At 71.1% G+C, this 25,703-nt stretch carries 22 protein-coding genes; 9 read left to right on the forward strand and 13 right to left on the reverse strand.

What is annotated here, in order from left to right:
* Window position 1: 1 nt before the first annotated feature.
* The 7 genes from DEI89_RS07015 to iolC are packed head-to-tail and all read right to left on the reverse strand — an operon-like array spanning window position 2 to window position 8,489.
* The gene (locus DEI89_RS07015; protein WP_110903325.1) at window positions 2-1,063 is read right to left on the reverse strand and encodes a Gfo/Idh/MocA family protein; all 1,062 of its coding nucleotides are present in this window, start codon (window positions 1,061-1,063) and stop codon (window positions 2-4) included.
* Between the two features lie 55 nt (window positions 1,064-1,118).
* Entirely contained in the window at window positions 1,119-2,072 is a 954-nt protein-coding gene (locus DEI89_RS07020; RefSeq protein ID WP_110903326.1) for a sugar phosphate isomerase/epimerase, read from the reverse strand.
* Between the two features lie 33 nt (window positions 2,073-2,105).
* A complete protein-coding gene (iolD, locus tag DEI89_RS07025; RefSeq protein WP_110903393.1) occupies window positions 2,106-3,995 on the reverse strand; it encodes a 3D-(3,5/4)-trihydroxycyclohexane-1,2-dione acylhydrolase (decyclizing) in 1,890 nt (629 codons plus the stop codon).
* 35 nt (window positions 3,996-4,030) lie between these two features.
* Window positions 4,031-4,924 (reverse strand): 5-deoxy-glucuronate isomerase, encoded by an 894-nt coding sequence (iolB, locus tag DEI89_RS07030; protein ID WP_110903327.1) that lies wholly within the window; start codon window positions 4,922-4,924, stop codon window positions 4,031-4,033.
* A gap of 7 nt (window positions 4,925-4,931) precedes the next feature.
* Complete coding sequence (locus DEI89_RS07035) at window positions 4,932-6,473, reverse strand: CoA-acylating methylmalonate-semialdehyde dehydrogenase (protein WP_110903328.1); 1,542 nt, start codon at window positions 6,471-6,473, stop codon at window positions 4,932-4,934.
* Entirely contained in the window at window positions 6,470-7,459 is a 990-nt protein-coding gene (locus DEI89_RS07040) for a class I fructose-bisphosphate aldolase (RefSeq protein ID WP_110903329.1), read from the reverse strand. The genes DEI89_RS07035 and DEI89_RS07040 overlap by 4 nt, the downstream gene beginning before the upstream one ends.
* Complete coding sequence (iolC, locus tag DEI89_RS07045) at window positions 7,452-8,489, reverse strand: 5-dehydro-2-deoxygluconokinase (RefSeq protein ID WP_110903330.1); 1,038 nt, start codon at window positions 8,487-8,489, stop codon at window positions 7,452-7,454. The genes DEI89_RS07040 and iolC overlap by 8 nt, the downstream gene beginning before the upstream one ends.
* 72 nt (window positions 8,490-8,561) lie before the next feature.
* Here iolC and rmuC point away from each other — a divergent pair, with 72 nt between their 5' ends.
* Window positions 8,562-9,899: a DNA recombination protein RmuC gene (rmuC, locus tag DEI89_RS07050; RefSeq protein WP_258368812.1), complete on the forward strand. Its 1,338-nt coding sequence runs from the start codon at window positions 8,562-8,564 to the stop codon at window positions 9,897-9,899.
* A gap of 197 nt (window positions 9,900-10,096) precedes the next feature.
* Here rmuC and glpX read toward each other — a convergent pair whose 3' ends face one another.
* Complete coding sequence (gene glpX / locus DEI89_RS07055) at window positions 10,097-11,086, reverse strand: class II fructose-bisphosphatase (protein WP_110903331.1); 990 nt, start codon at window positions 11,084-11,086, stop codon at window positions 10,097-10,099.
* 156 nt (window positions 11,087-11,242) lie between these two features.
* Here glpX and fbaA point away from each other — a divergent pair, with 156 nt between their 5' ends.
* A complete protein-coding gene (gene fbaA / locus DEI89_RS07060; RefSeq protein ID WP_110903332.1) occupies window positions 11,243-12,271 on the forward strand; it encodes a class II fructose-bisphosphate aldolase in 1,029 nt (342 codons plus the stop codon).
* 108 nt (window positions 12,272-12,379) lie between these two features.
* Window positions 12,380-13,639, forward strand: coding sequence for a M18 family aminopeptidase (locus DEI89_RS07065; protein ID WP_110903333.1), 1,260 nt, complete (start codon window positions 12,380-12,382; stop codon window positions 13,637-13,639).
* 58 nt (window positions 13,640-13,697) lie between these two features.
* On the opposite strand, the gene DEI89_RS07070 is transcribed toward DEI89_RS07065, so the two are convergent.
* Both DEI89_RS07070 and DEI89_RS07075 read right to left on the reverse strand, forming a co-directional pair.
* Entirely contained in the window at window positions 13,698-14,486 is a 789-nt protein-coding gene (locus DEI89_RS07070; RefSeq protein ID WP_181421536.1) for a DUF6264 family protein, read from the reverse strand.
* Window positions 14,483-15,547: a 4-hydroxy-3-methylbut-2-enyl diphosphate reductase gene (locus tag DEI89_RS07075; RefSeq protein WP_110903335.1), complete on the reverse strand. Its 1,065-nt coding sequence runs from the start codon at window positions 15,545-15,547 to the stop codon at window positions 14,483-14,485. The genes DEI89_RS07070 and DEI89_RS07075 overlap by 4 nt, the downstream gene beginning before the upstream one ends.
* A 124-nt stretch (window positions 15,548-15,671) precedes the next feature.
* Here DEI89_RS07075 and xseA point away from each other — a divergent pair, with 124 nt between their 5' ends.
* The 5 genes from xseA to DEI89_RS07100 all read left to right on the forward strand — a co-directional run bounded on the left by xseA (window position 15,672) and on the right by DEI89_RS07100 (window position 20,171).
* Window positions 15,672-16,913 (forward strand): exodeoxyribonuclease VII large subunit, encoded by a 1,242-nt coding sequence (xseA, locus tag DEI89_RS07080; protein ID WP_110903336.1) that lies wholly within the window; start codon window positions 15,672-15,674, stop codon window positions 16,911-16,913.
* A 135-nt stretch (window positions 16,914-17,048) separates the two neighbouring features.
* Window positions 17,049-17,312, forward strand: a complete 264-nt coding sequence (locus DEI89_RS07085) for an exodeoxyribonuclease VII small subunit (protein ID WP_110903337.1) — start codon at window positions 17,049-17,051, stop codon at window positions 17,310-17,312.
* Entirely contained in the window at window positions 17,309-17,947 is a 639-nt protein-coding gene (locus DEI89_RS07090) for a DUF4245 domain-containing protein (RefSeq protein ID WP_110903338.1), read from the forward strand. Before DEI89_RS07085 ends, DEI89_RS07090 begins: the two co-directional genes overlap by 4 nt.
* Before the next feature lie 93 nt (window positions 17,948-18,040).
* Entirely contained in the window at window positions 18,041-18,655 is a 615-nt protein-coding gene (locus DEI89_RS07095) for a carbonic anhydrase (protein WP_110903339.1), read from the forward strand.
* A 103-nt stretch (window positions 18,656-18,758) separates the two neighbouring features.
* Window positions 18,759-20,171 carry an aspartate ammonia-lyase gene (locus DEI89_RS07100; protein ID WP_110903395.1) on the forward strand — a complete coding sequence of 471 codons (1,413 nt, stop codon included), beginning with the start codon at window positions 18,759-18,761 and terminating at the stop codon, window positions 20,169-20,171.
* 445 nt (window positions 20,172-20,616) lie between these two features.
* Here the strand turns inward: DEI89_RS07100 and DEI89_RS07105 are convergent, their stop codons facing one another.
* The 3 genes from DEI89_RS07105 to DEI89_RS07115 form a co-directional block, all read right to left on the reverse strand.
* Window positions 20,617-21,954: a PhoH family protein gene (locus tag DEI89_RS07105; protein WP_258368814.1), complete on the reverse strand. Its 1,338-nt coding sequence runs from the start codon at window positions 21,952-21,954 to the stop codon at window positions 20,617-20,619.
* 738 nt (window positions 21,955-22,692) lie between these two features.
* Window positions 22,693-23,805, reverse strand: coding sequence for an aminotransferase class V-fold PLP-dependent enzyme (locus DEI89_RS07110; protein WP_110903340.1), 1,113 nt, complete (start codon window positions 23,803-23,805; stop codon window positions 22,693-22,695).
* 151 nt (window positions 23,806-23,956) lie between these two features.
* A complete protein-coding gene (locus DEI89_RS07115; protein ID WP_181421538.1) occupies window positions 23,957-24,742 on the reverse strand; it encodes an isoprenyl transferase in 786 nt (261 codons plus the stop codon).
* A gap of 75 nt (window positions 24,743-24,817) precedes the next feature.
* On the opposite strand from DEI89_RS07115, the gene DEI89_RS07120 reads away from it, so the two are divergent.
* Complete coding sequence (locus tag DEI89_RS07120; protein WP_110903398.1) at window positions 24,818-25,540, forward strand: hemolysin III family protein; 723 nt, start codon at window positions 24,818-24,820, stop codon at window positions 25,538-25,540.
* Window positions 25,541-25,703 lie beyond the last annotated feature (163 nt).

Below are 25,703 nucleotides of genomic sequence, written 5' to 3' on the forward strand. Positions count from 1 at the left end.
GCTACGCTCCCGCGAGGACGTCGGCCGGTGCGGCAGCCGCGTCGTAGAACGCCGGCTTGACCACCGCGTACTCCACGGGCTCGGTTGCGCCGGACTGCTGCGCGCGGACGGCGACCTCGGCGACGACGGATGCCGTGTAGCCGTCCCAGGCGCTCGGCCCGTCGATGCCGCCGTCGCGAGCGGCATCGACCCAGCGCTGCACCTCTTCGTCGTAGGCCGCCGCGAACCGTTCCTTGAACGACGGCGTGACGCCCTGACCAGAGACCCCGGCGGACACGATCGTCTGCGAGGTGTCGCGCCCGATGTAGGCGACACCGGACTCGAACACGGCGTCGGTGGTGACCTGGTACCCGAACTGGGCGTTGACGTTGATCTCGACGATCGCCATCGTCCCCGACTCGGTCGTGAACAGCACGAACTGCGGCTCGGGCAGGTCGGCCGGTGCCAGCGAGTTCTTCCGCGGCTTCTTGACCTCGACGCTCGTGATCGCTTCGCCCGTGAGGAACGGGATGATGTCGATCTCGTGGATCACCGAGTCGTGGATGAGCATCGACTCGCTGAAATTCGGTGGCGTGGTCGGGTTGCGGTGGGCGTGGTGCAGCGCGAGCAGAGCCCCGTTCGCGCCCGACTCCCGCAGCGCCTTGAGCTCCTGGTACCCGGCGTCGAACCGTCGCATGAACCCGACCTGGATCGTCGGACGGCTGGCGTGTTCCTGCTCGAGCTGCACGATGCGCAGGCTGTCCTCGGCGCTGGTCGTCAGCGGCTTCTCACAGAGCACGGCGAGACCGCGCTCGAGAGCGGTCACGAGGATGGGCTCGTGCAGGAAACCGGGGGTCGCGATGATGACACCGTCGATGTCGGTGGAGTCGAGGGCTTCCTCGAACGAGGCCGCGGTGATCGCACCCGGGGCCAGCGCAGCAGCGGCGGCGGCCCGGGACGCGTCCGGCTCGACGACCGCGACGACGTCGGCGTTCGAGATCTTCGCGGTGATGCGTCGGACGTGGTCCGCGCCCATCATGCCCGCGCCGACGACGGCGACGCGGAGGTTCTGCGTGGTGCTCATGGCTGTCTTCCTCTGTGTGGTGGACGTGGTCGTGGTGACGGTGGCGTTCGCGACGTCAGTCGGTCCGCGCGGCCGCGGTCGAACCGAAGATGTGCTGGAAGGTGCGCTCGGCGATCGGCCCCGGGGCGTCGACGGAGCAGCCGTACATGTCCTGCTCGACGATGCCGAACACCTCGGGGTTGATGCGGGCGACGGCCTCGATGATCGGCGCGAGCGCCGGGGTACCGTGCGGCGGCTCGGTCATGATGCCCTGCGACACCGCGGTGGCGAACGGCACGTCGTTCTTCAGCACGTCGAACAGCAGATCGGTGTCGACCTGCTTGAGGTGCAGGTACCCGATGCGGTCCGGGTGCTCGGCGATGAGCTTCAGGTTGTCGCCGCCGTAGTAGGCGAAGTGGCCCGTGTCGAGGCACAGGTTCGTGTACCGCTGGTCGGTGACCTCCAGGAAGCGCACGGTCTCCTTGAACGTCCCGACGTGGCTGTCCGCGTGCGTGTGGAACTGCTGGTGGACACCGAACTCCTCGAGCAGCGCCTTGCCGAGTCGGTCGTGCCCCGTGCCCAGGCGCTCCCACTGCTCGTCGCTGAGCGTCCGGGGCTCGAGGACCTCCTCGGTGGCGTCCGAGCGCCACAGGTCCGGGATCGTCACGAGGTGTTCCGCCCCGAGGGCCGCTGCGAGTCCGGCGACAGCGACCGCCTGGTCCCAGGCACGCTGGAACTGGTCGTCGCCCTTGTGGAACCCGGTGAAGACGGTGCCGGCCGACAGCTGCAGGCCTCGGGACTCGAGCTCGTCGGACAGCTGCGCCGGGTCGGTCGGCAGGTAGCCGTACGGGCCGAGTTCGATCCACCGGTACCCGGCGGCCGCGGCCTCGTCGAGGAAGCGCTGCCACGGCACCTGGTTCGGGTCGTCCGGGAACCAGACGCCCCAGGAGTCGGGAGCGGTGCCGATGCGGATGCCGGCGGTGGTGGTGTCCTCGTCGGGGACCCCGGTGGGGGTGGCGGTGTCGGTCATGACGTCGCTGTCGCTTTCTGTCTCGGATCGGTTTCAGCCGAGCAGCGGACGCTGCGCGGCGACCTGCTGCTCGTACTCGGCGCGGGCGGCCTGCGTGCTGGGGAGCGTGGAGGTCTGTGCGACCGGCACGTCCCACCAGCCGTCGCCGTCCGGCGCGTACACGAGCGGGTCGGAGTTGATGTGCACGAGCGTGGTGTGCTGGTTCGCCTTCGCCTGGCGGAGCGCTGCGGTGAGGTCGGCGATGCTGTCCGGTCCGGGCTGCACCTCGATCACGTCGACGCCGTAGGACCGGGCGTTCGCAGCGAGGTCGACGGGCAACGGCTCGCCGTTGTCGAACGACTGCGTCTCGTCCAGGTAGCGGTACTTCGTGCCGTACCGCTCCGACCCCACGGTCTCCGACAGGTGGCCGATCGAGGCGTACCCGTGGTTCTGGATGAGCACCACGATGATCTTGATGCCCTCGGCGACGGCGGTCACGAGCTCCGTGTGCAGCATCAGGTACGAGCCGTCACCGACCATCACGATGGCATCGCGGTCCGGTGCTGCGCGGCGGACACCGATGCCGCCGGCGATCTCGTAGCCCATGCACGAGAAGGCGTACTCGACGTGGTAGCCGAGGGCGTCGCGGACCCGCCAGAGCTTGTGCAGGTCGCCGGGCAGCGACCCGGCGGCCTGGATGACGACGTCACGCGGATCGCTGGCAGCCTGGACGGCGCCGATGATCTCGGCCTGCCCGGGCAGATCGGCGCCGGACGGGGCGAACGCCTCGTCGACGATGGCGTCCCACTCGCGCTTCCGGTCCCGGACCTCGGCGACGTAGCCGGCGTCGACCGCGTACGACGAGTCGGCGGTGAGGGCCGCGGTCAACGCGACCAGGGCCTCCCGGGCGTCCGCGATCACCGGCAGCTGCGTGCCGTGCTTGTAGGCGTCGAAGGACGCCACGTTGACGTTGACGAAGGTGACGTCGGGGTCCTGGAAGGCCGTGCGGGACGCCGTGGTGAAGTCGCTGTACCGCGTCCCGATCCCGATGACCACGTCGGCCTGCGCGGCGACGGCGTTCGCGGCGGCCGTGCCGGTGGCCCCGATGCCGCCGAGGTACTGCGGGTGGTCCCAGACCAGGGATCCACCTCCGGCCTGCGAGGTGCCCACCGGGATGCCCGTGGCCTCGACGAAGCGACGGAGCTCGTCCTCGGCGCCGGAGTAGAGGACCCCACCACCGGCGACGATGACCGGACGCTTCGCCTGTCGGATCGCGGCGACGGCACGCGCCAACGGACCGGTCTCCGGGATCGGACGCCGGATGTGCCACTCGCGGGGCTGCAGGAACGCGACGGGGACGTCGAGTTGTTCGGCCTGGACGTCCTCCGGCAGGGCGATCGTCACCGCACCGGTCTCGGCCGGGTCGGTGAGGACCCGCATGGCCTGGAGCGCGATCGAGAAGAGCTGCTCCGGTCGGACCACCCGGTCGAAGAAGCGCGAGAGCGGACGGAACGCGTCGGTCACCTGGATCGACGTGTCGTGGGGCATCTCGATCTGCTGCAGCACCGGGTCGGTCGTCCGCGTGGCGAAGGTGTCCGAGGGCAGCAGCAGTGCCGGCAGCCGGTTCGTCGTGGCGAGCGCGGCGGCGGTGAGCATGTTCGCAGCGCCCGGCCCGACCGACGCCGTCGACGCGAAGGTCGCACGACGGCGGTGCATCCGGGCGAACCCGACGGCCTCGTGCACCATCGCCTGCTCGTTGCGGGCCTGGTGGTACGGCAGCAGTCCGGGCTGCTCGACGTGCAGCTGCTTGATCGCCTGGCCGAGGCCGGCGACGTTGCCGTGACCGAAGATCCCGAAGACCCCCGGGATCGTGCGCTCGCGGACGTCACCGTCCACCGTCCACTGGTTCGCCAGGAACTCGACGAGCGCCTGGCCGACGGTCATGCGGCGCGTCGGTCCGGGCTGGCGCTGTGTCGTGGTCACACGTCCTCCTTCAGGTAGGGCAGGCGGGGGTCGAGCGACTCGGACTCCCAGAGCTGACGGACCCACCCGTGGGCGGGGTCGTCGGTGATGTTCCAGACGCGTTCCGGGCCGGGCCCGGCCATCACGTTGAGGTAGTACATGTCGTAGCCCGGGGCGGCGACGGCGGGTCCGTGCCAGCCGTACGGCACGAGTGCGATGTCGCCCGTGCGGACCTGCCGGAACTCGTCGATCGGCCGGTCGTCCGAGGCCGAGGTCCGGTGCAGCGCGAACGGGTCGGCGGCGTCGGGAGCGACGTGCTCGGAGCCACGGGCGACGGCGGACTCGTAGTAGTAGATCTCCTCGAGCTCGGACTCCTGCCCGGGCCGTTCGGTGTCGTGCTTGTGCGCCGGCCACGACGACCAGTTGCCCGCGGGCGTGATCACCTCGCACACGATCAGCCGTGCGGCGTCGAGCGCCGCCGGGGTCCCGAAGTTGTGGACCTGGCGGCTCGACTGCCCGGCACCACGGAGTTCGACGGGCACGTCCTGCCGCGGGATGTACACCGTCGGCTCGACCACGTCGGTGGGGGCCTCGGCGACCGCGAGTCGGCCGGTGCCGGTGATCACCGCGGCGGTCCCCGAGCCGAGGTAGAGGACGTCCGTGGGGCCCTCGAAGACGCTCGTGCGACCCTCGAGCTGCTGCACGGCGTCGCCATGGGTCACGGTGAAGCTGCCGGCGAGCGGCACGACGATCCGTTCGACCGGGGCGGAGTCCAGCCGCAGCGAGCCACCGTCCGTCAGAGTCCCGGTCCGGAGGCCGGTGTGCGCCCACCCCGGCACCCGGCCGTCGACCACGTCGGTCCAGCCGTCTTCCGGCCGGCTGCCCCGCGGGTTGAACCAGTTGTCGGTCATCGTCGGATCAGCCGTTCGAGGGGAAGCCGAGGTTGATGCCGCCGTGCGAGGGGTCGAGCCACCGGGAGGTGATCGCCTTCTGCCGCGTGAAGAAGCTGACGCCGTCCGCGCCGTAGGCCTTGTGGTCGCCGAACAGCGAGTTCTTCCACCCGCCGAACGAGTAGTAGGCCACCGGCACCGGGATCGGCACGTTGATGCCGATCATGCCCACCTGCACGTCCCGCTGGAAGCGCCGGGCGGCGCCGCCGTCGTTCGTGAAGATCGCGGTGCCGTTGCCGAAGGCGCCCGAGTTGATGAGCTCCAGGCCCTCTTCGTAGGTGGCGACCCGGACGACGGCGAGCACCGGACCGAAGATCTCCTCGGTGTAGACGCGGCTCGAGGTCGGCACCTCGTCGATGAGGGTCGGGCCGAGCCAGAAGCCGTTCTCGTCGCCGTCCGGACGGACGGTGCGGCCGTCCACCACGATGACCGCACCGTCCTGCTCTGCGACCTCGATGTACGAGGCGACCTTGTCCCGGTGCTGCTCGGTGACGAGTGGTCCCATGTCGCAGCCGCGGCGGCCGTCACCGATGCGCAGCGTGGCGGCGCGCTCGGCGATCTTCGCGACGAGCTCGTCGGCGACGGGCTCCACCGCGACGACGACGGAGATCGCCATGCAGCGCTCCCCCGCTGAACCGAAGCCCGCGTTGATGGCGTTGTCCGCGACCAGGTCGAGGTCGGCGTCCGGCAGCACCAGCATGTGGTTCTTCGCGCCGCCGAGGGCCTGCACGCGCTTGCCGTGCTTCGTCCCGGTCTCGTAGACGTACTGCGCGATCGGGGTCGAACCGACGAAGGAGATCGACTCGACGTCGGGACTGGTCAGGAGTCCGTCGACCGCGACCTTGTCACCGTTCAGGACCGTGAACACCCCGGGCGGCAGTCCGGCCTCGGTGAACTTCGACGCCAGCCAGATGGCCGCGGACGGGTCCTTCTCGCTCGGCTTCAGCACGACGGTGTTGCCGGCGGCGATGGCGATCGGCAGGAACCAGAGCGGCACCATCGCCGGGAAGTTGAACGGGCTGATGATCCCCACGACACCGAGTGGCTGTCGGATCGAGTACACGTCGATGCCGGTCGACACCTGGTCGGAGAACTCGCCCTTGAGCAGCTGCGGGATGCTCGTCGCCAGCTCGACGACCTCTTGCCCGCGGGCGATCTCGCCCAGCGCGTCGGACACGACCTTGCCGTGCTCGCTCGTGATGATCTCGGCGAGCTCGGCCTTGTCGCGGTTCAGGATCTCGCGGAACGAGAACATGATCTGCTGGCGCTTCGTCAGCGACAGCTCACTCCAAGCGGGGAAGGCGGCCTTCGCGCTGGCGATCGCCGTCTGGATCTCCTGCTCGTCTGCGAGGGCGACCTGCTTCGTCACGACTCCGAGGGCGGGGTCGTAGACCGGCGCGGTGCGTCCGGACGTGGACGCGACGTGCGCGCCGTCGATCCAGTGCCCGACGACCGGGCTGTCGGTGCTGGTGGAGTCGGACACGGTCGTGGTGGATCCCGTGGTGGTCATGCGTTGCTTCCTTCCGAGACGGGCTCGTTGATGCTCGCGGAACCGACGGGCCCCGCAGAGGAGTCATGGGGATCTGTGGAGAGATCCGTGTGCTGGGTCCCGCTGTGGACGAGCCCTGCGGCCACGTCGACCGCTCCCGCCACGTCGCCGTCCGACGGGTAGAGGAGCGTCCTGCCGACGACCAGGCCGCGGACGCCCGGCAGCGCGAGGGCATCGGCCCACTTCGCGTAGGTCTCGAGCGGACGGGCCGACGGGTCACCGCCGAGCAGGAGCGTCGGCAGCGTCGTCGCGGCCATCACCCGCTCCATGTCGTCGACGACCGGGATCTTCAGCCAGCTGTAGGCGCTCGACTCGCCGAGGCCCGCGGCGATCGCCATCGAGGTGATCACCGCCTCCGCCGACAGGTCGTTCACGACGGCGCCGTCACGACGGTCGGACATGAACGGCTCCAGCATGATCGGCAGGCGGCGTGCGGCCGACTCCGTCACGGCCTTCGCGGTGGCCTCCAACGTCGGGGCGGTGCCGGCGTCCGACAGGGCCACGCGGATGAGCAGCTTCGCGAAGTCGAACCCGGAGTCCGCGATCGATGCTGCCGAGTACGCCGTGTAGCGGTCGTCCATCTCGAAGGTCGCTCCCCGGAGTCCTCCGCGGTTCATCGACCCGACGACCACCTTGTCGTCGAGTGCCCCGAGGAGCGCCAGGTCCTCCAGGATGTCGGGGGTCCCGAGCACCCCGTCGACGCCGGGGCGGCCGAGGGCCACGACGAGGCGTTCGAGCAGGTCGTAGCGGTCCGCCATCGCGGCCGGGTCGTCCCGCACCGCGAGCGCGCCACGGGCGGGGTGGTCCGCTGCCACGATGAAGAGCTTGCCGTCCTCGCCCAGGAGGGGGCGCCTCCGTCGCGACGCGAGCACCGAGGCGATCCGCTCGGGGTGACCGGCGCGCGTGTCACGCAGGCGGTCGAAGTCGGAAGTGGTCAGCTCAGGCACGGAGAGCCTCCTCGGTGCTGGTTCCCTCGGTGTTGCTTCCCTCGGTCGCCGTGCCCTGCGTCGGGTTGCTCCGCAGGAAGGCGTCGATCTCGTCGCTCGTCGGCATCGCCGTCGAGCACTCGAACCGGGTCGCGACGATCGCACCGGCCGCGTTCGCGAACGACAGGATCCGTTCGAGCCCCCAGCCCTGCAGCAGCCCGTGGGTGAGCGCGCCCCCGAAACCGTCGCCCGAGCCGAGCCCGTTGACGACGTCGACGTGGTGCGGACGGACCTCGACGAACTCGTCACGGGTCTTCGCCAGGACGCCCTTCGGCCCCTGCTTGACGATCGCGATCTCGACCCCGCGCTCCAGCAGGGCGTCGGCCGCGCGCACCGGGTCGGTCTCACCGACGGCGACCTCGCACTCCTCGCGGTTGCCGACCGCGACGGTGGCGTGCTCGAGGGCGACGGAGACCTCCCGCGTGGCGGCGGCCGGGGTCAACCAGAACATCGACCGGTAGTCGAGGTCCAGGACGGTGTGCACCTTCGTGGTGTGCTCGGACGCGCTCCGTGCCGCGTACGCGACGTGGTGCGCGGTCCGGCTCGGTTCTTCGCTGAGTCCGGTGACGGTCGTCCAGAACACCCGCGCCCGCTCGATCTCGTGCAGCGGCAGGCTCTTCGCGGTGATCATCAGGTCCGGCGCCTTGGGCGCACGGTAGAAGTAGAGCGGGAAGTCGTCCGGCGGGAACACCTCGCAGAACGCGACCGGTGTGTTCAGGCCGTCGACCGTGGCGACGAAGTCGTTGGCGACGCCGAACTCGGGCAGCGTGCGGGCGATGTACCGGCCGAACGGGTCGTCACCGGTGCGGGTGATGACGGCGGTGTCCGCGCCGTGCCGGGCCGCCGCGATCGCGACGTTCGTGGCGCTGCCACCCACTGACTTCGAGAACGTCTCGACGTCTTCGAGGGGGCCGGTCTGCTGCGGGTAGATGTCGACGCTGACGCGTCCCATCGTGATCACGTCGTAGGCGTGCGGTGCTTCGATCGTCATGCGACAGCAGGACCTTCCGTGCGGCTTCATCGTCGGACGAGCACGACTGTACACGACCCTTGGCCTAATGTCATGACATGGGTTGCGATCCACGTCGCCGCCGCGCCGGACGGGAGGCCCGGTGTCGGTGGGTCCTGCCAGGGTCGCGTCATGCAGATCCTCGCCCTGGTCATCGGCCTCGTGCTCGGCGCCGTCGTCGGTGCCCTCGTCGCGTGGACGCTCGCCAAGTCCCGTGCCGGCGTCGACGCGGCGGTAGCCCGCGCCACCGCCGAGGCGCTGCGGTCCCAGCTCGAGGAATCGCGGAACGACGCCGACGACCGGCTCGACGCGCAGGACACGCAGTACCGACGGCAGGTCGAATCCCTCGAGCGCCGAGCCGCCGAACTGGAGCACCTCGTACAGCGGTTGCACGGCGCGGAGTCCGCTCGGGCGCAGGACGAGTCGAAGGTGCTCACGGCGCTGAGCCCGGTCGCCGACACCCTGCAGGTGATGCGCGAGAAGATCGCCGAACTCGAACGCTCCCGCAGCGAGCAGTACGGCGCGATCTCGGCCCAGCTCCGGTCTGCCGCCGAGTCCGAGGAACGGCTCCGAGCGACCGCCGAGACCCTCGCCGGCGCCCTGTCGTCGAACAGCACCCGTGGGGTGTGGGGCGAGACGCAGCTCCGCAACGTGGTCGAGGCGGCCGGTCTGCTCGAACGCGTCGACTTCGACGTGCAGTCCGCCGTGACCACCTCCGCCGGCGCTGCCCGACCGGACATGATCGTGCACCTCCCCGGCGGCAAGTCGATCGCCGTCGACGCCAAGGTGCCCTTCGCCGCGTACCTGCAGGCGTCCGAGATCCCGGCCAGCGCCACCGGTGCCGAGGCCGCACGTCGTGACCAGCTGATGGCGCAGCACGTCAAGGCGCTCCGGGGCCACGTCGACGCCCTCGCCGCTCGGGAGTACTGGTCCGGTTACGACGCCTCACCCGAGCTGACCGTGGCGTTCATCCCGTCCGAGTCGCTCATCGCCAGTGCACTCGCCGCCGACCCCGGACTGCTCGACCACGCCTTCCGGAAGCGCGTGGCGCTGGCGTCCCCAGTGACGCTGTGGTCGGTGCTGAAGACCGTGGCGTTCTCGTGGCAGCAGGACGTCGTCACGCAGGAAGCCCGAGAGCTCTTCACGATCTCCCGCGAACTGCACGGGCGACTGGCGACGATGGCCACCCACGTCGACAAGCTCGGCCGGTCCATCCGGGGCAGCGTCGTCGACTACAACCGCTTCGTGGGCTCGCTCGAGCGGCAGGTGCTGCCGAGCGCCCGACGGCTGTCACTGCTCGACGAGTCCAAGGTGATCGCGGACCCGACGAGCATCGAGGATGAGCCGCGGTTGCTGACGGCGCCGGAGCTCGTCAGCGCGACGGAGGACTGAGCGCGGCGGCGCGACGCCCGCGCCGGGTGCCGTTGCCCAGTGCCGTTGCCCGATGCCGGCCGGCCCCAGCACAACAGGAACCCGCTCGAACCACGGGATGCCGTGGCGCGAGCGGGTTCCTGTTGTGCGCAGCTGATCGGCACCGCGGGCCGCAGCGGCAGCCGGTGGCGGGGCCGGGGCGCCGTCGACTCAGCGGATCAGAACCACTTCTCGGCGCGGTGGTCGGCCTGGATACGACGGATGGTGTTCGAGCGGGACCGCAGCACGAGCGAGTCGGTGTGGATGACCCCGCGGGACCGACGCACACCGTCGACGAGCACGCCGTCGGTGACACCGGTCGCGACGAAGAAGGTGTTGTCCCCGGTCACCAGGTCGTCCTGGTCGAGGACCTTGTCCAGGTCGTGGCCGGCGTCGATCGCCTTCTGGCGCTCCTCGTCGTCCTTCGGCTGGAGCTTGCCGAGCAGGACCCCGCCGAGCGCCTTGATCGCGCAGGCCGTGATGATGCCCTCCGGCGTGCCGCCGACGCCGACGCACATGTCGATCGCCGAGCCGGGGAGCGCCGCCGCGATGCCGCCGGCGACGTCACCATCGAGGAGCAGTCGCGTCCCGGCGCCCGTGGCACGGATGGCGCGGATGAGTTCGTCGTGGCGCGGACGGTCGAGCACGGCCACGACCATGTCCTCGAGGTCCTTGCCCTTCGCCTCTGCCAGCGCCCGGATGTTGTCGCCGATCGGCTTGTCGAGGTCCAGGACCCCGCGGCCCTCGGGACCTGCGGCGATCTTGTCCATGTAGAACACGGCCGACGGGTCGTACATCGAACCGCGGTCCGAGACGGCCATCACGGAGATGGCGTTCTGGCGGCCAGCGGCGGTGAGCGAGGTGCCGTCGATCGGGTCGACGGCGATGTCGCACGCGGGACCGTGGCCGTTGCCGACGTGCTCGCCGTTGTAGAGCATCGGGGCGTTGTCCTTCTCGCCCTCTCCGATGACGACCACGCCGTCGAAGTTCACTGTGCCGAGGAACTTCCGCATCGCGTCCACCGCGGCACCGTCGGCGAGGTTCTTCTCACCCCGACCGACCCACGGCTGCGCACGGATCGCGGCGGCCTCCGTCGCACGCACGAGCTCGAGCGCGAGGTTGCGGTCGGGCTGGAGGAACAGGGAGCCGGTCTCAGTCGTGGGAGTCACACCCCCCAGCGTACCGAGCGCCGACCGTCCGGCCTCCCCTGCGGACGGATGTGCAGAGCGCGATCCGTCCACAGGCACCCGTCACACCCACCACGCACCAACCGGCCCTGACTAGCATCGACCGGGACATCACCGAAGAAGTCGAAGGAGATCCCAGTGCCCATCGCAACGCCGGAACAGTACGCCGAGATGATCGACCGCGCGAAGGCCGGGAAGTTCGCCTACCCCGCGGTCAACGTGTCGTCCTCGCAGACCATCAACGCGGTCCTCCAGGGACTGACCGAGGCGGGCTCCGACGGCATCATCCAGGTGACCACCGGCGGGGCGGACTACTTCGCCGGCCAGACCGTCAAGAACCGTGCCGCCGGTGCGCTCGCGATGGCGGCCTTCGCGCACGAGGTGGCGAAGAACTACCCCATCACCGTCGCGCTGCACACGGACCACTGCCCGAAGGACGCCCTCGACGGCTTCGTCCTGCCGCTCATCGCCGCGAGCGAGGAAGAGGTCCGCCAGGGTCGAAACCCCATCTTCCAGTCGCACATGTGGGACGGTTCGGCCGTGCCGCTCGACGAGAACATCGACATCGCCAAGACGATGATCGAGAAGACGCGCAACATCAACGCGATCCTCGAGGTCGAGATCGGCGTCGTCGGCGGCGAAGAGGACGGCGTGCAGCACGAGGGCACGAACGACGCCCTGTACACGACCGCGAACGACGTCGAGCGTGTCGTCGAGGCGCTCGGCATGGGTGACCAGGGCCGCTGGATCGCCGCGCTGACGTTCGGCAACGTGCACGGCGTCTACAAGCCGGGCAACGTCAAGCTCCGCCCCGAGCTCCTCGGCGAGATCCAGGACGCCATCGCCCAGAAGCACGGCACCGGCCAGAACCCGCTCGACCTCGTCTTCCACGGCGGGTCCGGGTCGACCGACGACGAGATCCACGAGGCCGTCCGCAACGGCGTCATCAAGATGAACATCGACACGGACACGCAGTACGCGTTCACACGCTCGATCGCCGGCTCGATGTTCACGAACTACGAAGGCGTCCTCAAGCTCGACGGCGAGGTCGGCAACAAGAAGCAGTACGACCCGCGCGCCTGGGGCAAGGTCGCCGAGTCCGCGATGGCCGCTCGTGTCGTCGAGGCGACGAAGGTCCTCGGTTCGGCGGGACAGTCCCAGAGCTGACGACGGACCGGCCAGGAGGCACGGGGGCGCGTCCGGCGGACGGGCCCCCGTCTGCGTCCGGGGACGCCCACTGCATGCCGGCTCACGACGGCGTGCCACGATGGTCGGATGACCGTCGACGCCATCGCCAGCGAGTTCGCCCACTTCGTCACGGAGTCCCCCACCGCGTTCCATGCGGCCTCGGTCGCCCGTGACCGTCTGGTCGCCGCCGGCTTCACCGACCTCGACGAGACCCAGGCGTGGCCGACTGGACCAGGTGCCTACGTGGTGGTCCGCGACGGTGCCGTGATCGCCTGGCGCCTCCCGGACGGGGCGACCGCGACGACGCCCTTCCGCATCCTCGGCGCACACACCGACTCCCCCGGCTTCCGGATCAAGCCGAACCCGACGGTCCGCGTCGGCGGCTGGGAGCAGCTGAACGTCGAGGTCTACGGCGGCCCGGTCCTGTCCACCTGGTTCGACCGTGACCTCCGCATCGCCGGACGGGTCGTCCACCGCGACGGCACCACTTCGCTCTTCGACACCGTCGACGGGGTCGCCCGCATCCCGAACCTCGCGATCCACCTCGACCGCGGTGCCAACGACGGTCCGGCACTCGACAAGCAGCGGCACACGCTGCCGATCGTCGGCACCGACGCCGGCACGGGTGGCACCGACGTGATGGAGTGGCTGCGCTCCCGCCTCGGCGAGACCGCCGTCTCGTGGGACCTGTTCTTCGCGGACACGCAGGCCCCGTCGCGGATCGGCATCGACCGGGCGTTCCTGGCCTCGGGCCGGATGGACAACCTGACGAGCGTGCACGCCGGACTGCGCGGGCTGCTCGAGGCCCCGGGTGACGGTGACCACATCCCGGTGTTCGCGGCGTTCGACCACGAGGAGATCGGGTCGTCCTCGCCGTCGGGTGCGGGTGGGCCGTTCCTCGAGGACGTGCTGGCCCGCGTGCAGGAGGGCCTCGGTGCCACCCGGTCCGAGTCCGCCCGTGCCTTCCGTGCCTCGTGGCTGCTCTCGAGCGACGCCGGACACCTGGTGCACCCGAACCACTCCGAGAAGCACGACCCCACCAACCGCCCGCGGCCGGGTGGTGGTCCGCTCCTGAAGATCAGCGCGAACCAGCGCTACATGACCGAGGCGAGGGGCACGGCGGTGTTCGCTGCCGCGTGTGGAACGGCCGGTGTCGACCACCAGCCGTTCGTCAACGTGAACACCATCCCGGGCGGATCGACGATCGGCCCGATCGCGGCGACCCGGCTGGGGATCCCCACGATCGACATCGGCGTCGGCCTGCTGTCGATGCACTCGGTCCGCGAACTGGTGCACGTCGACGACCTCGCCGACCTGCACGCTGCGGTCGCGGCGTTCCTGGCCTGACGTGGGCGGACCCGGGTCACCAGGTCCGGGTCCGGAAGCCCGGTCCGGAGACCCGGGTTCAGCCGCCCGAGGCCTGACGCATCATCGCTGCGACGAAGCCGTCGTCCTGGAACACCACGATGACGAAGACGATCGAGCTGAACACCGTCGCGACGGCACCGCCGAGCAGCGGCACCCAGAAGGTGCGCCTGCCGGCCCGGAGCCGGACGACGGACCACCAGAGCACGAGGGCGAAGACCACGAGCATGCCGATGGCGCTGATCATCGCGGCGCCGTTCAGCGTGCCCGGGTCCTGCAGTTCCGTGTAGTTCGTCTCGAGGGTCTGGCGGACGGTGGAGGCGACCGAGCCGATCGACAGCGACTGCACGACGCTGACCAGGCCCATCGCCAGGAGCACGAACGTCAAGAGCACGTCGACCGGCGATGCACCGAGTCGGCGGATCGGCGCGCCGTCGCGCGGAGTCGTCGCCGTGCGTCGCTCCCCCTGCGGCGAACGCTCCGCCGTCCGCTTCGGGCGCTCCGACGTGCCGTTCGAACGGGCAGCGGACGCCACGGCCGACGCGGCGGCGTGATCGCGGTCCCGCTGCTCCTGCCGTTCCTGCTCGACGAGGACGGGGTTGACCCAGCCCTCGGGTGCGTACTCCCCGTACTGCGGAGCCGGACGACCGGCCGCGCTGGAGACACCCGCCGTACCGGCTGTACCGGCCGCACCGGAACCGGCGGCGGCACCACCCGCGGGGTCGACGGACGCGTCGGGGTCGACCCGGGCCTCCCGGCCGTCCACCGCCGTCGTCGTCCGCGGCGGGACCCCGGACCAGCCGTCCGTCCGCGGATCAGGGCCGTTCATCGGGTGCGCCCGCCGAGCGGACGCGTCGGCTTGCCGTCCGCGTCGGTGCGGAGTTCGCGGGGCAACGAGAACATCAGGTCCTCGTGCGCGGTGACGACTTCCTCGACCGCACCGTAGCCGGCGTCGGCGAGCTGTTCGAGGACCTCTGCGACCAGGACCTCCGGCACGGAGGCGCCGCTCGTGACCCCGACGGTCTGCACGCCGTCGAGCCACTCCTGGCGGATCTCCTCGGCGTAGTCCACGCGGTGTGCGTCCTTCGCGCCGTACTCGAGGGCGACGTCGACCAGACGGACGCTGTTCGACGAGTTCGCGGAGCCGACGACGATGACCAGGTCCGCTGCCGGCGCGACCTTCTTGACCGCGACCTGGCGGTTCTGGGTGGCGTAGCAGATGTCGTCGGAGGGCGGGTTCTCGATCGACGGGTACTTCTCGCGCAGGAGCCGCACCGTCTCCATGGTCTCGTCGACGCTCAGGGTGGTCTGCGACAGCCACACGAGGTTGTCCGGGTCGGGGACGTCGAGCGCAGCGACGTCGGCCGGACCGTTCACCAGGATCGTCCGGTCGGGTGCGTGGCCCATGGTGCCCTCGACCTCTTCGTGGCCGGCGTGCCCGATGAGGATGATCGTGCGCTCGGCCTTGGCGAACCGGGTGGCTTCGCGGTGCACCTTGGTGACGAGCGGGCAGGTCGCGTCGATGGCGTGCAGGTCGCGGTCCGCGGCACCGGCCACGACGGCCGGGGAGACGCCGTGCGCGCTGAAGACGACGTGCGATCCACGGGGAACTTCGGCGACGTCGTCGACGAAGACGGCTCCGCGCTGCTCCAGCGTGGACACCACGTGGACGTTGTGGACGATCTGCTTGCGGACGTAGACCGGCTCGCCGTACTGCTCGAGCGCCTTCTCGACGGCGACCACGGCCCGGTCGACGCCGGCGCAGTACCCACGAGGTGCGGCGAGCAGGACCCGCTTGGGTCCGCTCACCGGGACGTCGCGCAGTCGACCGCGCGCTGCGGGGACCCGCGGCGGGGCGAGCGGGACCGAGTGGCCGTTGGTGATCGTCACGTCCCCGATGATAGGTGAGCAGGACCCGCGCAGCCTGGGCACCGACGAGCCTGTGGAGGAGCGTCGCCGCCCGGGATGTCCCCGGTGTCCGGCAGCATGGACCGCACGACGAGAGAGGGGCGCCATGGCGATCGAACAGGGGCCGCCCACGGCAGAGGACCCGTGGCCCGTCGCGCTGCTCGGCGCGAAGCTCCGGGACTGGATCGACCGACTCGGGGTCGCCTGGGTCGAGGGTGAGATCACCCAGTGGAACGTCGCCGGCGGCAACGTCTACGGCAAGCTCAAGGACGTCGAGGTCGACGCCACCGTCTCGTTCTCCATCTGGTCGAGCGTGCGCTCCCGGGTGCCGTCGGACCTCAAGCAGGGCGCCCGTGTCGTCGCCGCCGTGAAGCCCAACTACTGGGTCAAGGGCGGCTCGTTGACCATGCAGGTCGTCGAGATGAAGCACGTGGGGCTCGGGGACCTGCTCGAACGCCTCGAGCGGCTGCGTCGGGCCCTGGCGGAAGAGGGGCTCTTCGACCCCGCGCGCAAGAAGCGTCTGCCGTTCCTGCCGCACCGCATCGGTCTGATCACCGGCAAGGACTCCGACGCCGAGAAGGACGTCAAGCGGAACGCGCAGCTCCGGTGGCCCCAGGTCGAGTTCCGGACCGTGCACACCGCGGTGCAGGGCGACCGAGCCGTCGCCGAGGTCACGGCAGCCATCCAGGAGCTCGACGCCGACCCCACGGTCGACGTCATCATCGTCGCGCGCGGCGGCGGCGACTTCCAGAACCTGCTCGGTTTCAGCGACGAGGGCCTGGTCCGGGCCGCCGCGGCCGCGACGACGCCGATCGTCTCCGCGATCGGGCACGAGGCCGACCGACCGATCCTCGACGAGGTCGCGGACCTCCGCGCCTCCACCCCGACCGACGCGGCGAAGCGCGTGGTCCCGGACGTGGCCGAGGAACTGGCCAACGTCCGGCAGGCCCGCGCCCGGCTCGGGCTGCGGCTCTCGCACACGCTCTCGGTGGAGGCCGACCGGATCGCGGCCCTCCGCTCGCGTCCGGCACTGGCGTCCACCGCCTGGCTCGTGGACACCCGCGCCGAAGAGGTCGCTCGTGACCTCTCGCGCGCCCGGGAACTCCTGGACCGGCGCATCGAGCGCTCCCACTCCGAGGTCGGCCACCTGACCGGTCGGCTCCGCGCCCTGTCCCCGCGGGACACCCTGCGCCGCGGGTACGCGATCGTCCAGACGGACACCGGGGCGGTGGTGCGCGGCGCGACCGACCTCCACGGGGCGACACCGGTGCACGTCACGCTCGGCACGGGGACCGCGGTCGGGACGCTCGAGGCGGACGGGCCCGGTCCCGACGGCTCGGGTTCCTGAGCCGGGAGGCCCGTCCCCACTCCGCCAGGACGCATGACACCGCCCCTCCACCGCTGCCGTCCTCCACAGGCGCCGTGTCCTCCACGGAGCTGGGCGGCAGCGGCCACGTCGGTGGCGGCTCGGTAGGATCGGCATGTGTCTTCCGAGCAGCAGTCCGAGCAGTCCGACGTCCGCTCGCTGAGCTACGAAGCGGCGCGTGACGAACTCGTCCGTGTCGTCTCCGAGCTCGAGCAGGGGTCGGCGACCCTCGAGCGGTCCCTGGGCCTCTGGGAGCGCGGCGAAGCCCTCGCCGCGCGGTGTGAAGAGTGGCTCGTCGGCGCCCGCGCCCGACTCGACGCGGCCCGCTCCGCGACCGAGAACGGCAGCGCGGACCAGTCCGCAGCGGGAGACGCCCGATGAGCGACCCGGAGACCGGTCGCCCGATCGTCGCCGAACTCGGGCGCCCCGAGACGGCGGAGGAGACCTGGGCGCGCAAGGACACCGCCCGCCGAGCCCGCCGTGAACACCAGACGGCGTTCAACCTCGTGCTGGCGCTCATCGCGTCGCTCGGCATCGTGCTGTTCCTGGTCGCCGTCGTGGTCCGCCCCGACCAGGCCGTCGACCGCTCGGTCGACTACCGACAGGTCGCGCAGCAGGCCGACGTCTCCGGGGCGCAGCTCCTCGTGCCGGACCTGCCGTCGTCGTACACCTCGAACCACGCCGAGTACCAGTCCGGTTCGGCGCGGGGGGTCGCGGTGTGGACCATCGGCCTCCTGACGCCCGACGACCAGTACATCGGCATGCACCAGGGCATCGACGCGAACGACACCTGGATCGCCGACCAGCTCGAGCAGAAGCCCGCGACCGGGTCGCGCACGATCGCCGGGACGAAGTGGACCGTCTACGACCGCCGTGACGAGGGCAAGGGCGCGGGCAACAACGCGTACGCCCTCGTGACCACCTCCGGCAAGGACACCGTGGTGCTCGCCGGCACCGCCGACCAGAAGTCCTTCACGACGGTGGCGACGGCGGTCGGCAAGGAACTCACCCGCTAGGCAGCACCTCCGCCGGCAGTAGCACGCGACCCCGCACACCACCGAGAACCCGAACACCCCCGCGAACCCGAACAGCCCGAGGAACGACACACGATGACCGACCGCGCCGCCTCCACCCCCGCCGACGCCCTGCGACTCCTCGTCGAGGGCAACGCCCGCTTCGCCGCCGACAAGCGCCGCACCGGCCGGATCGACCCCGAGCGCCGCTCCGAGCTGCAGGGCTCCCAGGCCCCGTTCGCGACCGTCCTGGGCTGCTCGGACTCCCGCGTGCCGTTCGAGCACGTCTTCGACGCCGGCATCGGCGACGTCTTCGCGATCCGCAACGCCGGGCAGATCGTGGACGACGTCGTGCTCGGCTCGATCGAGTTCGCCGTCGTCGCGCTCGGCACCCCGCTGGTCGTCGTGCTCCGCCACACCCAGTGCGGCGCCGTCGCTGCCGCACGGTCCGGCGAGCCGGTACCCGCCCCGCACCTGCAGGCCCTCGTCGACGCGATCACCCCGAGCGTCGAGCGGGTCCGCGCCACCGATCCCGACGTCGCCCAGGAGGCCGTCGGGTCTGCGCACCTCGAGTCCAGCCTGAAGGCGATCCTGGACCGGTCGGGCGCCGTCTCCGACGCGATCGCGGACGGTAGGTTGGCCGTGGTCGGCGCGACCTACGACCTCACCACGGGCGAGGTCACGATCGACACCGTCGTCGGACAGGCCTGACCCGATGACGTGACCGCTCCGGCAGCGACGAGCCGCCGGAGCGCCACCGACACCGCCGCGACCGCGACCCGGTGTGAGCACCACGAGGAAGGACCACGACGACGTGACCGACACCACCACCCCCGCTGACGGCGAGTTCCGCATCGAGCACGACACGATGGGCGAGGTGCGGGTCCCCGCGTCGGCCCTCTACCGTGCCCAGACGCAGCGGGCCGTGGAGAACTTCCCGATCTCGGGCACCGGCCTCGAGTCGGCGCAGATCGTGGCCCTCGCCCGCATCAAGCGGGCCGCGGCGCTCGTGAACGGTCGCCTCGGCATCCTCGACGACGCCGTCGCGCAGGCCATCGCCACCGCGGCCGACTCGGTGATCGGTGGCGAGCACCACGACCACTTCCCGGTCGACGTCTACCAGACCGGCAGCGGCACCTCGTCGAACATGAACATGAACGAGGTCCTGGCGACCCTGGCCTCTCGCGTCGCCGACACCGAGGTCCACCCGAACGACCACGTCAACGCGTCACAGTCCTCGAACGACGTCTTCCCCACCTCGGTGCACGTCGCCGTCACCGATGCCCTCATCCGGTCGCTCGTGCCGTCGCTGGAACACCTCGCCGAGTCCCTCGAGCGCAAGGCCGTCGAGTGGGCGGACGCGGTGAAGTCCGGCCGGACGCACCTGATGGACGCCACCCCGGTGACTCTCGGGCAGGAGTTCGGTGGCTACGCGCGACAGATCCGCCTGGGCATCGAGCGGGTGAACGCCACGCTCCCCCGAGTCGCCGAGGTCCCGCTCGGCGGCACCGCCGTCGGCACCGGCATCAACACGCCGAAGGGGTTCCCGCAGCAGGTCATCGCCCAGCTCGCCGAGGACACCGGCCTGCCGATCACCGAGGCCCTCGACCACTTCGAGGCGCAGGGCGCCCGTGACGCCCTCGTCGAGGCCTCCGGCGCGTTGAAGGTCATCGCGGTCAGCCTGACGAAGATCAACAACGACCTGCGCTGGATGGGCTCCGGGCCGAACACGGGCCTCGGCGAGCTGCACATCCCCGACCTGCAGCCGGGCTCGTCGATCATGCCCGGCAAGGTGAACCCGGTCATCCCGGAGGCCACGCTCATGGTCGCCGCCCGGGTGATCGGAAACGACGCCACCGTGTCGTGGGCAGGCGCCTCCGGCTCGTTCGAGCTGAACGTCGCGATCCCGGTGATGGGGACGGCGCTCCTCGAGTCGATCCGACTGCTCGCGAACAGCTCTCGGGTGCTCGCCGACAAGACGGTGGACGGGCTGCAAGCGGACCTCGAGCGGGCGCGTGCCTTCGCGGAGTCCTCGCCGTCGATCGTGACGCCGCTGAACCGGGTCATCGGCTACGAGTCGGCCGCGAAGGTCGCGAAGTACGCCGTCACCGAGGGCCTCACGGTCCGCGAGGCCGTGGTCGCCCTCGGGTTCGTCGAGCGCGGTGAGGTCTCCGAGGAGCAGCTCGACAGCGCCCTCGACGTCCTGAGCATGACCCACCCGAACTGACCCGTCCGCAGGACGCCGCCGAGTGCACGAGACGCCGCCGACTTCGGCGGCGTCTCGCACGTCCAGCGGCGTCCCGGGAGCCCGGCGGCGTCTCGCACCTCCACCGGCGTCTCACACCTCCGGCGCCGTCTCACGAGCCCGGCACCGTCTCACGAGCCCGGCGCCGTCCCTCGAGCCCGACGGCGTCTCGCCAGCCCGGCGCAGTCTCGCGAGTCCCGGCGGCGTCTCGCACCGCGACGGACGGGAGGCACGGTGCGGGCCCGCACCGCGCCTCCCGCCCGTCCTTGCTCGCGTCCACTGCGCCGCGGCTCGAGGCGGCTGCGCACAACGGAAACCGCTCCGAACCACGGCATCCCGTGGTTCGGAGCGGTTTCCGTTGTGCCTGTCCGGCCAGCGCCGGCGGACCGGCCGGCGCGGCGCCGGCCGGTCCGCCGCCGCCTGCCCGCTACGCGAGGTCCGGCGAGTCGAGCATCTCGGTCACGAGTGCCGCGATCGCGGACCGCTCCGAGCGTGTCAGCGTCACGTGCGCGAACAGCGGGTGCCCCTTGAGCCGCTCGATCACCGAGGCGACCCCGTCGTGCCGCCCGACGCGCAGGTTGTCCCGCTGGGCGACGTCGTGGGTGAGCACGACGCGGGAGTTCTGTCCGATCCGGGACAGCATGGTGAGCAGGACGTTCCGTTCGAGGGACTGCGCCTCGTCGACGATGACGAACGCGTCGTGCAGGGACCGTCCGCGGATGTGGGTGAGGGGCAGGACCTCGAGGATGCCGCGCTCGACGACCTCCTCGAGGACGTTGTCGGAGACGAGTGCCCCCAGGGTGTCGAACACCGCCTGCGCCCAGGGGTTCATCTTCTCGGAGGCATCGCCCGGCAGGAACCCGAGCTCCTGCCCGCCGACGGCGTACAGCGGGCGGAACACCATGATCTTCTTGTGCTGCTGGCGTTCCAGGACGGCTTCGAGTCCGGCGCACAGCGCGAGCGCCGACTTGCCGGTGCCGGCGCTGCCGCCGAGTGAGACGATGCCGATCTCCGGGTCGAGCAGGGCGTCGATCGCCAGTCGCTGTTCGGCGGAGCGGCCGCGGAGGCCGAACACCTCGCGGTCGCCGCGCACCAGCGACACCGCGCCGGCGGAGTGCACACGGCCCAGCGCTGAGCCACGTTCGGAGTGGATGACCACGCCGGTGTTGACGGGCACGCCGTCGAGGTCGGGGGTCCGGATCTCCTCGGTCTCGTAGAGGTCGGCGACCTGGTCGCCGGACACCTGCAGGGTCGTGATGCCGGTGTAGCCGCTGTCGACGGCGAGTTCCGCGCGGTACTCCTGCGCGGCGAGGCCGATCGAGGCGGCCTTCACCCGGAGGGGCAGGTCCTTCGACACGACGACGACGTCGAGCCCGTCGTTCGCCAGGTTCGACGCGACGGCCAGGATCCGGGAGTCGTTGTCACCGAGCTGCAGTCCGGACGGCAGGACGGACTGGTTGGAGTGGTTGAGCTCGACGCGCAAGGACCCGCCGTCACCGACCGCGACGGGGAAGTCGAGTCGTTCGTGTTCGATGCGCAGCTCGTCGAGGATCCGTAGCGCCTGCCGGGCGAAGTACCCGATCTCCGGGTCGTTGCGCTTCGACTCGAGTTCGCTCACGACCACGACCGGCAGGACCACCGCGTGCTCGTCGAAGCGGAACAGGGCGCGCGGATCGCTGAGCAGCACCGAGGTGTCCAGCACGTAGGTGCGCTGGGCGACCGGCGTGGACGAGTCCGCGGCCCGACTGCTCGCAGCGGTGTGCAGCGGCGAGGTGGAAGACGTTCCGCGAGAGACGTTCTGAGAGGTCACGACCACTCCATCCCCGGGCCGCGCTCGGCCCGGTCATGTCCTTCGACGCGGCCACTGGAGCGGTCCCGGAGCACCGACCGTGGCCGCTCCGACCGGGCGCGTTGCCCGATGTCGCCAAGCTACGACGCGCGGTGCGACGGCACCAGCGACACGCCTGGTCCTGCGGTTACGGTCGTGTGTCGTCCGGCTGAACGTCCGGGAGGCGCGGTGCGGCCCCGCCACGCGCCTCCCGGCCGTCCCGCCACGCCCAGCACCCCGCGCCGAGCGGTCACAGGACGTCGCTCCCACCGCCCCAGAGCGACACGACGTGACCGCTCGGCGCAACGCAGACGGGGAGTCGTGACCGCTCGGCGGACGCAGACGGGAGGCGCGGTGCGGCCCCGCCACGCGCCTCCCGCCCGTCCCGCCACGCCCAGCATCCCGCGCCGAGCGGTCACAGGACGTCGCTCCAGCCACCCCAGAGCGACACAACGTGACCGCTCGGCGGAGTGCCGACGGGAGGCGCGGTGCGGCCCCGCCACGCGCCTCCCCGCCCGTCTCGCCACGCCCAGCACTCCGCGCCGAGCGGTCACAGGACGTCGCTCCAGCCACCCCAGAGCGACACAACGTGACCGCTCGGCGGAGTGCAGACGGAGAGTCGCGACCGCTCGGCGCCGGACGAGGCCGAGCAGCGCCGGGCCAGAAGCGCCGGCGTCAGCCCATCGTCGCGTACGAGATGCACGCGTCGCGGAACATGCCCAGCGTCTCGTCCGTGGTGGACGCGAACGCGGACACCCGCACCTCGCCGAGACGAGCGGTCGCGGTGACGCCGTGGTTGTGCATCGCCGCGGTGAGCGCCGTCAGCCGTCCGGCGGCTGGTCGGAGGACGACGATGCCGGCACGCTCGCGGGGGTCGCGGCTGGACTCGACGGGCAGCCCGAACTCGTCCGCCATGTCGATGATCCGGTCCACCCGGTCGGCGATGCGCTCCTGCACGGCGGCGACGCCGACGGCGGTGAGGCGTTCGAGCGAGACGGCGAGGCGGGCCTGCGAGACCGGGTCCACGCGCGACATGGCGAAGGCGGCGGCTGCGGGGCGGACGCTCGGCACGTCGGTGGGCCAGCCGGTCGTGCCGTGCGGTCCGGACAGTGCCGGCTTGACGCGCTCCAGGGCGCGGTCGCTGAACGCGGTGAACCCGGTGCCCCACCCGGCGTGCAGCCACTTCTGGCCGCCGGTGGCGACGACGTCGGCGACCTCGTACGGAGCGTCGACGATGCCGAAGCCCTGGATGGCGTCGACGATGAGCAGACGGTCACCGATCACATCGCGGATGGCGGCGAGGTCGGCGAGGTACCCGGTGCGCCAGTCGACGAGGGACAGCGCGACCGCGGTGACGTCGTCCGACAGACGCTCGCGGATGAGGTCGGGCGTGAGCCAGCCGGCGCCGGACTCGATGACGACGGGCTGCACGCGGCCGCCGGTGGCCGAGGCGGCGCTGGCGAGGGCGAGCGGCAGCGACGGGTACTCGTCGGCGGCGACGAGCACCCCGCCGGTCAGGCCGAACGCGGTGTGCAGCAGGCCGGGGGTGGTGGCGGTCTGCGAGACGACCTGGTCCTCGCGGCGGCGGACGAGCCGGGCGGCGACGGCGCGGACGCGGGCGTTCTGCTCGTCGAGCGTCTCCATGGCCCCGAAGCGCATGTGCTCCTGGATGTGGCCGAGGACACGCTGCTCCTCGAGGACGGCGGTCTGCACGGGACCGAAGGCAGCGTGGTCGAGGTATCCGGGCTCCTCGGCGAAGCCGGCGACGTACTCGTCGATCGTGGTCACGGGGGCACCTTCCAGTGGGCAGAACCCTGTGAGCCTACTGGGACCCGTGCATGCGGGCGAATGCAGTCCGCGGAACGCCAGGAGGCGGATGCTGGCGACCGGAAGCCATGAGGACGTCTCGCTTCCTGTGCGGGCGCTCAGACCTGTCCGGTCAGCCGCCGAACCGGCGCGACCGCAACCCGAAGTCGCGGACCGCCCGGAGGAAGTCGACCTCCCGGAGGTCCGGGTAGAACGCCTCGACGAAGTAGAACTCGCTGTGCGCGCTCTGCCACAGCAGGAAGTCCGACAGCCGCTGTTCCCCCGAGGTCCGGATCATCAGGTCCGGGTCCGGCTGCCCCTGCGTGTACAGGTGGTCGCCGATGAGCTCGGGCGTGAGGACCTCGGCCAGGGTGTCGAGCGTCCCGCCGCCCTCACCATGGCTCCGGACGATGCTCCGCATGGCGTCGGCGATCTCCCGCCGGCCGCCGTAGCCGACCGCCAGGTTGATGTGCAGCCCGGTGTGGTCGGCGGTGCGCTCCTCGGCGGCTGCGAGTGCCGCGACGAGCTCCGGCGGCAGGCCGTCGTTCGAGCCGACGTGCTGGACACGCCAGGTGCGGTGGTGCGAGAGCCGCTCGGCCAGGTCCGCGATGATCCCGACGAGTTGGTCGAGCTCCTCGCCGCCACGGCCCTTCAGGTTGTCGGCCGAGAGCAGGTAGAGCGTGACGACCTGGATGTCGAGGTCCTCGCACCAGGACAGGAACTCGGGGATCTTCGCCGCGCCAGCCCGGTGCCCGTGGGCGGCGGTCTCCAGGCCCAGCTGCCGGGCCCACCGCCGGTTCCCGTCGACGATCATCGCGACGTGCCGGGGCTTCTGCGCCCCGTCGATCTGGCGGCGGATGCGGTTCTGGTAGGCGCGGTAGAGGAGCCCGCGTCCCGCCCATCCCAGCTTGCCCGTCACGCGTCGACTGTAGTGCAAGCACCCCTCGTGCTGACTCTCAGCCACCGTCCCGTCCGCCGGCCGTACGGTCGGAGCATGCAGTCAGACCAGGGCGTGCCCGCCCTCCCCCACGTGCCGTTCACGGAGGAGGCCGAGACCACCCCGACCACGACCGGTCCCGCCGACGCCCGCCCGGCATGGCGCGGTTGGATCCACGCCGGCACGTTCCCGTTCGCAGCGGCCATGGGCATCGTGCTCATCACGCTCGCGGCGACCCCGGCGGCGAAGGGTGCGAGCGCCGTGTTCATGGCCACGTCGTTGATCATGTTCGGCGTCTCGGCGACCTACCACCGCTTCCCCTGGCGACCGGTCGTCAAGCGCGTGCTCAAGCGCATCGACCACACGAACATCTTCCTGCTCATCGCCGGCACCTACACACCCGTCGCGGTCTGCGCGCTGCCGCACGAACTGATGGTGATCGTCCTGTGGGTGATGTGGAGCGGCGCGCTGCTCGGCGTCGCGTTCCGCGTCTTCTGGATCGGTGCACCACGGTGGTTGTACGTGCCGCTCTACCTGGCGCTCGGCTGCGCGGCGTTCCTGATCCTGCCGCAGCTCTTCGCCGCCAGCGTGCCGATGACGGTGCTCGTGCTCGCCGGCGGACTGGCCTACATCCTCGGCGCGGCCGTCTACGGCTTCAAGCGTCCGGACCCCTCGCCGACGTTCTTCGGCTTCCACGAGGTCTTCCACGCCCTCACCGTCGTCGCCTTCGCGGCGCAGTGGGCCGGCATCCTGGTGATCGCGCTGCACCCGGTGCGCTGACCCGGCCGCCAGGGGCCCGTCTGCGCCAGACGCCGCCGTCCGAGCCAGACACCGCCGTCCGAGCCAGACTGCGCCGATCTCGGCGGCGTCTCGCGCACACGACGGTGTCTCCCGCAGACGGCGGGGCGCGACCACACGGACACGGACGGGAGGCTCCCCACCA

Source organism: Curtobacterium sp. MCBD17_030 (assembly GCF_003224255.1).
Classification (GTDB): Bacteria; Actinomycetota; Actinomycetes; order Actinomycetales; family Microbacteriaceae; genus Curtobacterium.

Excerpts from the sequence above, each read along its gene's own strand:
- DEI89_RS07015 (WP_110903325.1), bottom strand. The coding sequence starts at position 1,063 with ATGAGCACCACGCAGAACCTCCGCGTCGCCGTCGTCGGCGCGGGCATG.
- DEI89_RS07020 (WP_110903326.1), bottom strand. The coding sequence starts at position 2,072 with ATGACCGACACCGCCACCCCCACCGGGGTCCCCGACGAGGACACCACC.
- iolD (WP_110903393.1), bottom strand. The coding sequence starts at position 3,995 with ATGACCGTCGGCCAGGCGCTCGTCGAGTTCCTGGCGAACCAGTGGACG.
- iolB (WP_110903327.1), bottom strand. The coding sequence starts at position 4,924 with ATGACCGACAACTGGTTCAACCCGCGGGGCAGCCGGCCGGAAGACGGC.
- DEI89_RS07035 (WP_110903328.1), bottom strand. The coding sequence starts at position 6,473 with ATGACCACCACGGGATCCACCACGACCGTGTCCGACTCCACCAGCACC.
- iolC (WP_110903330.1), bottom strand. The coding sequence starts at position 8,489 with ATGACGATCGAAGCACCGCACGCCTACGACGTGATCACGATGGGACGC.
- rmuC (WP_258368812.1), top strand. The coding sequence starts at position 8,562 with ATGACATGGGTTGCGATCCACGTCGCCGCCGCGCCGGACGGGAGGCCC.
- DEI89_RS07065 (WP_110903333.1), top strand. The coding sequence starts at position 12,380 with ATGACCGTCGACGCCATCGCCAGCGAGTTCGCCCACTTCGTCACGGAG.
- DEI89_RS07070 (WP_181421536.1), bottom strand. The coding sequence starts at position 14,486 with ATGAACGGCCCTGATCCGCGGACGGACGGCTGGTCCGGGGTCCCGCCG.
- xseA (WP_110903336.1), top strand. The coding sequence starts at position 15,672 with ATGGCGATCGAACAGGGGCCGCCCACGGCAGAGGACCCGTGGCCCGTC.
- DEI89_RS07090 (WP_110903338.1), top strand. The coding sequence starts at position 17,309 with ATGAGCGACCCGGAGACCGGTCGCCCGATCGTCGCCGAACTCGGGCGC.
- DEI89_RS07095 (WP_110903339.1), top strand. The coding sequence starts at position 18,041 with ATGACCGACCGCGCCGCCTCCACCCCCGCCGACGCCCTGCGACTCCTC.
- DEI89_RS07120 (WP_110903398.1), top strand. The coding sequence starts at position 24,818 with ATGCAGTCAGACCAGGGCGTGCCCGCCCTCCCCCACGTGCCGTTCACG.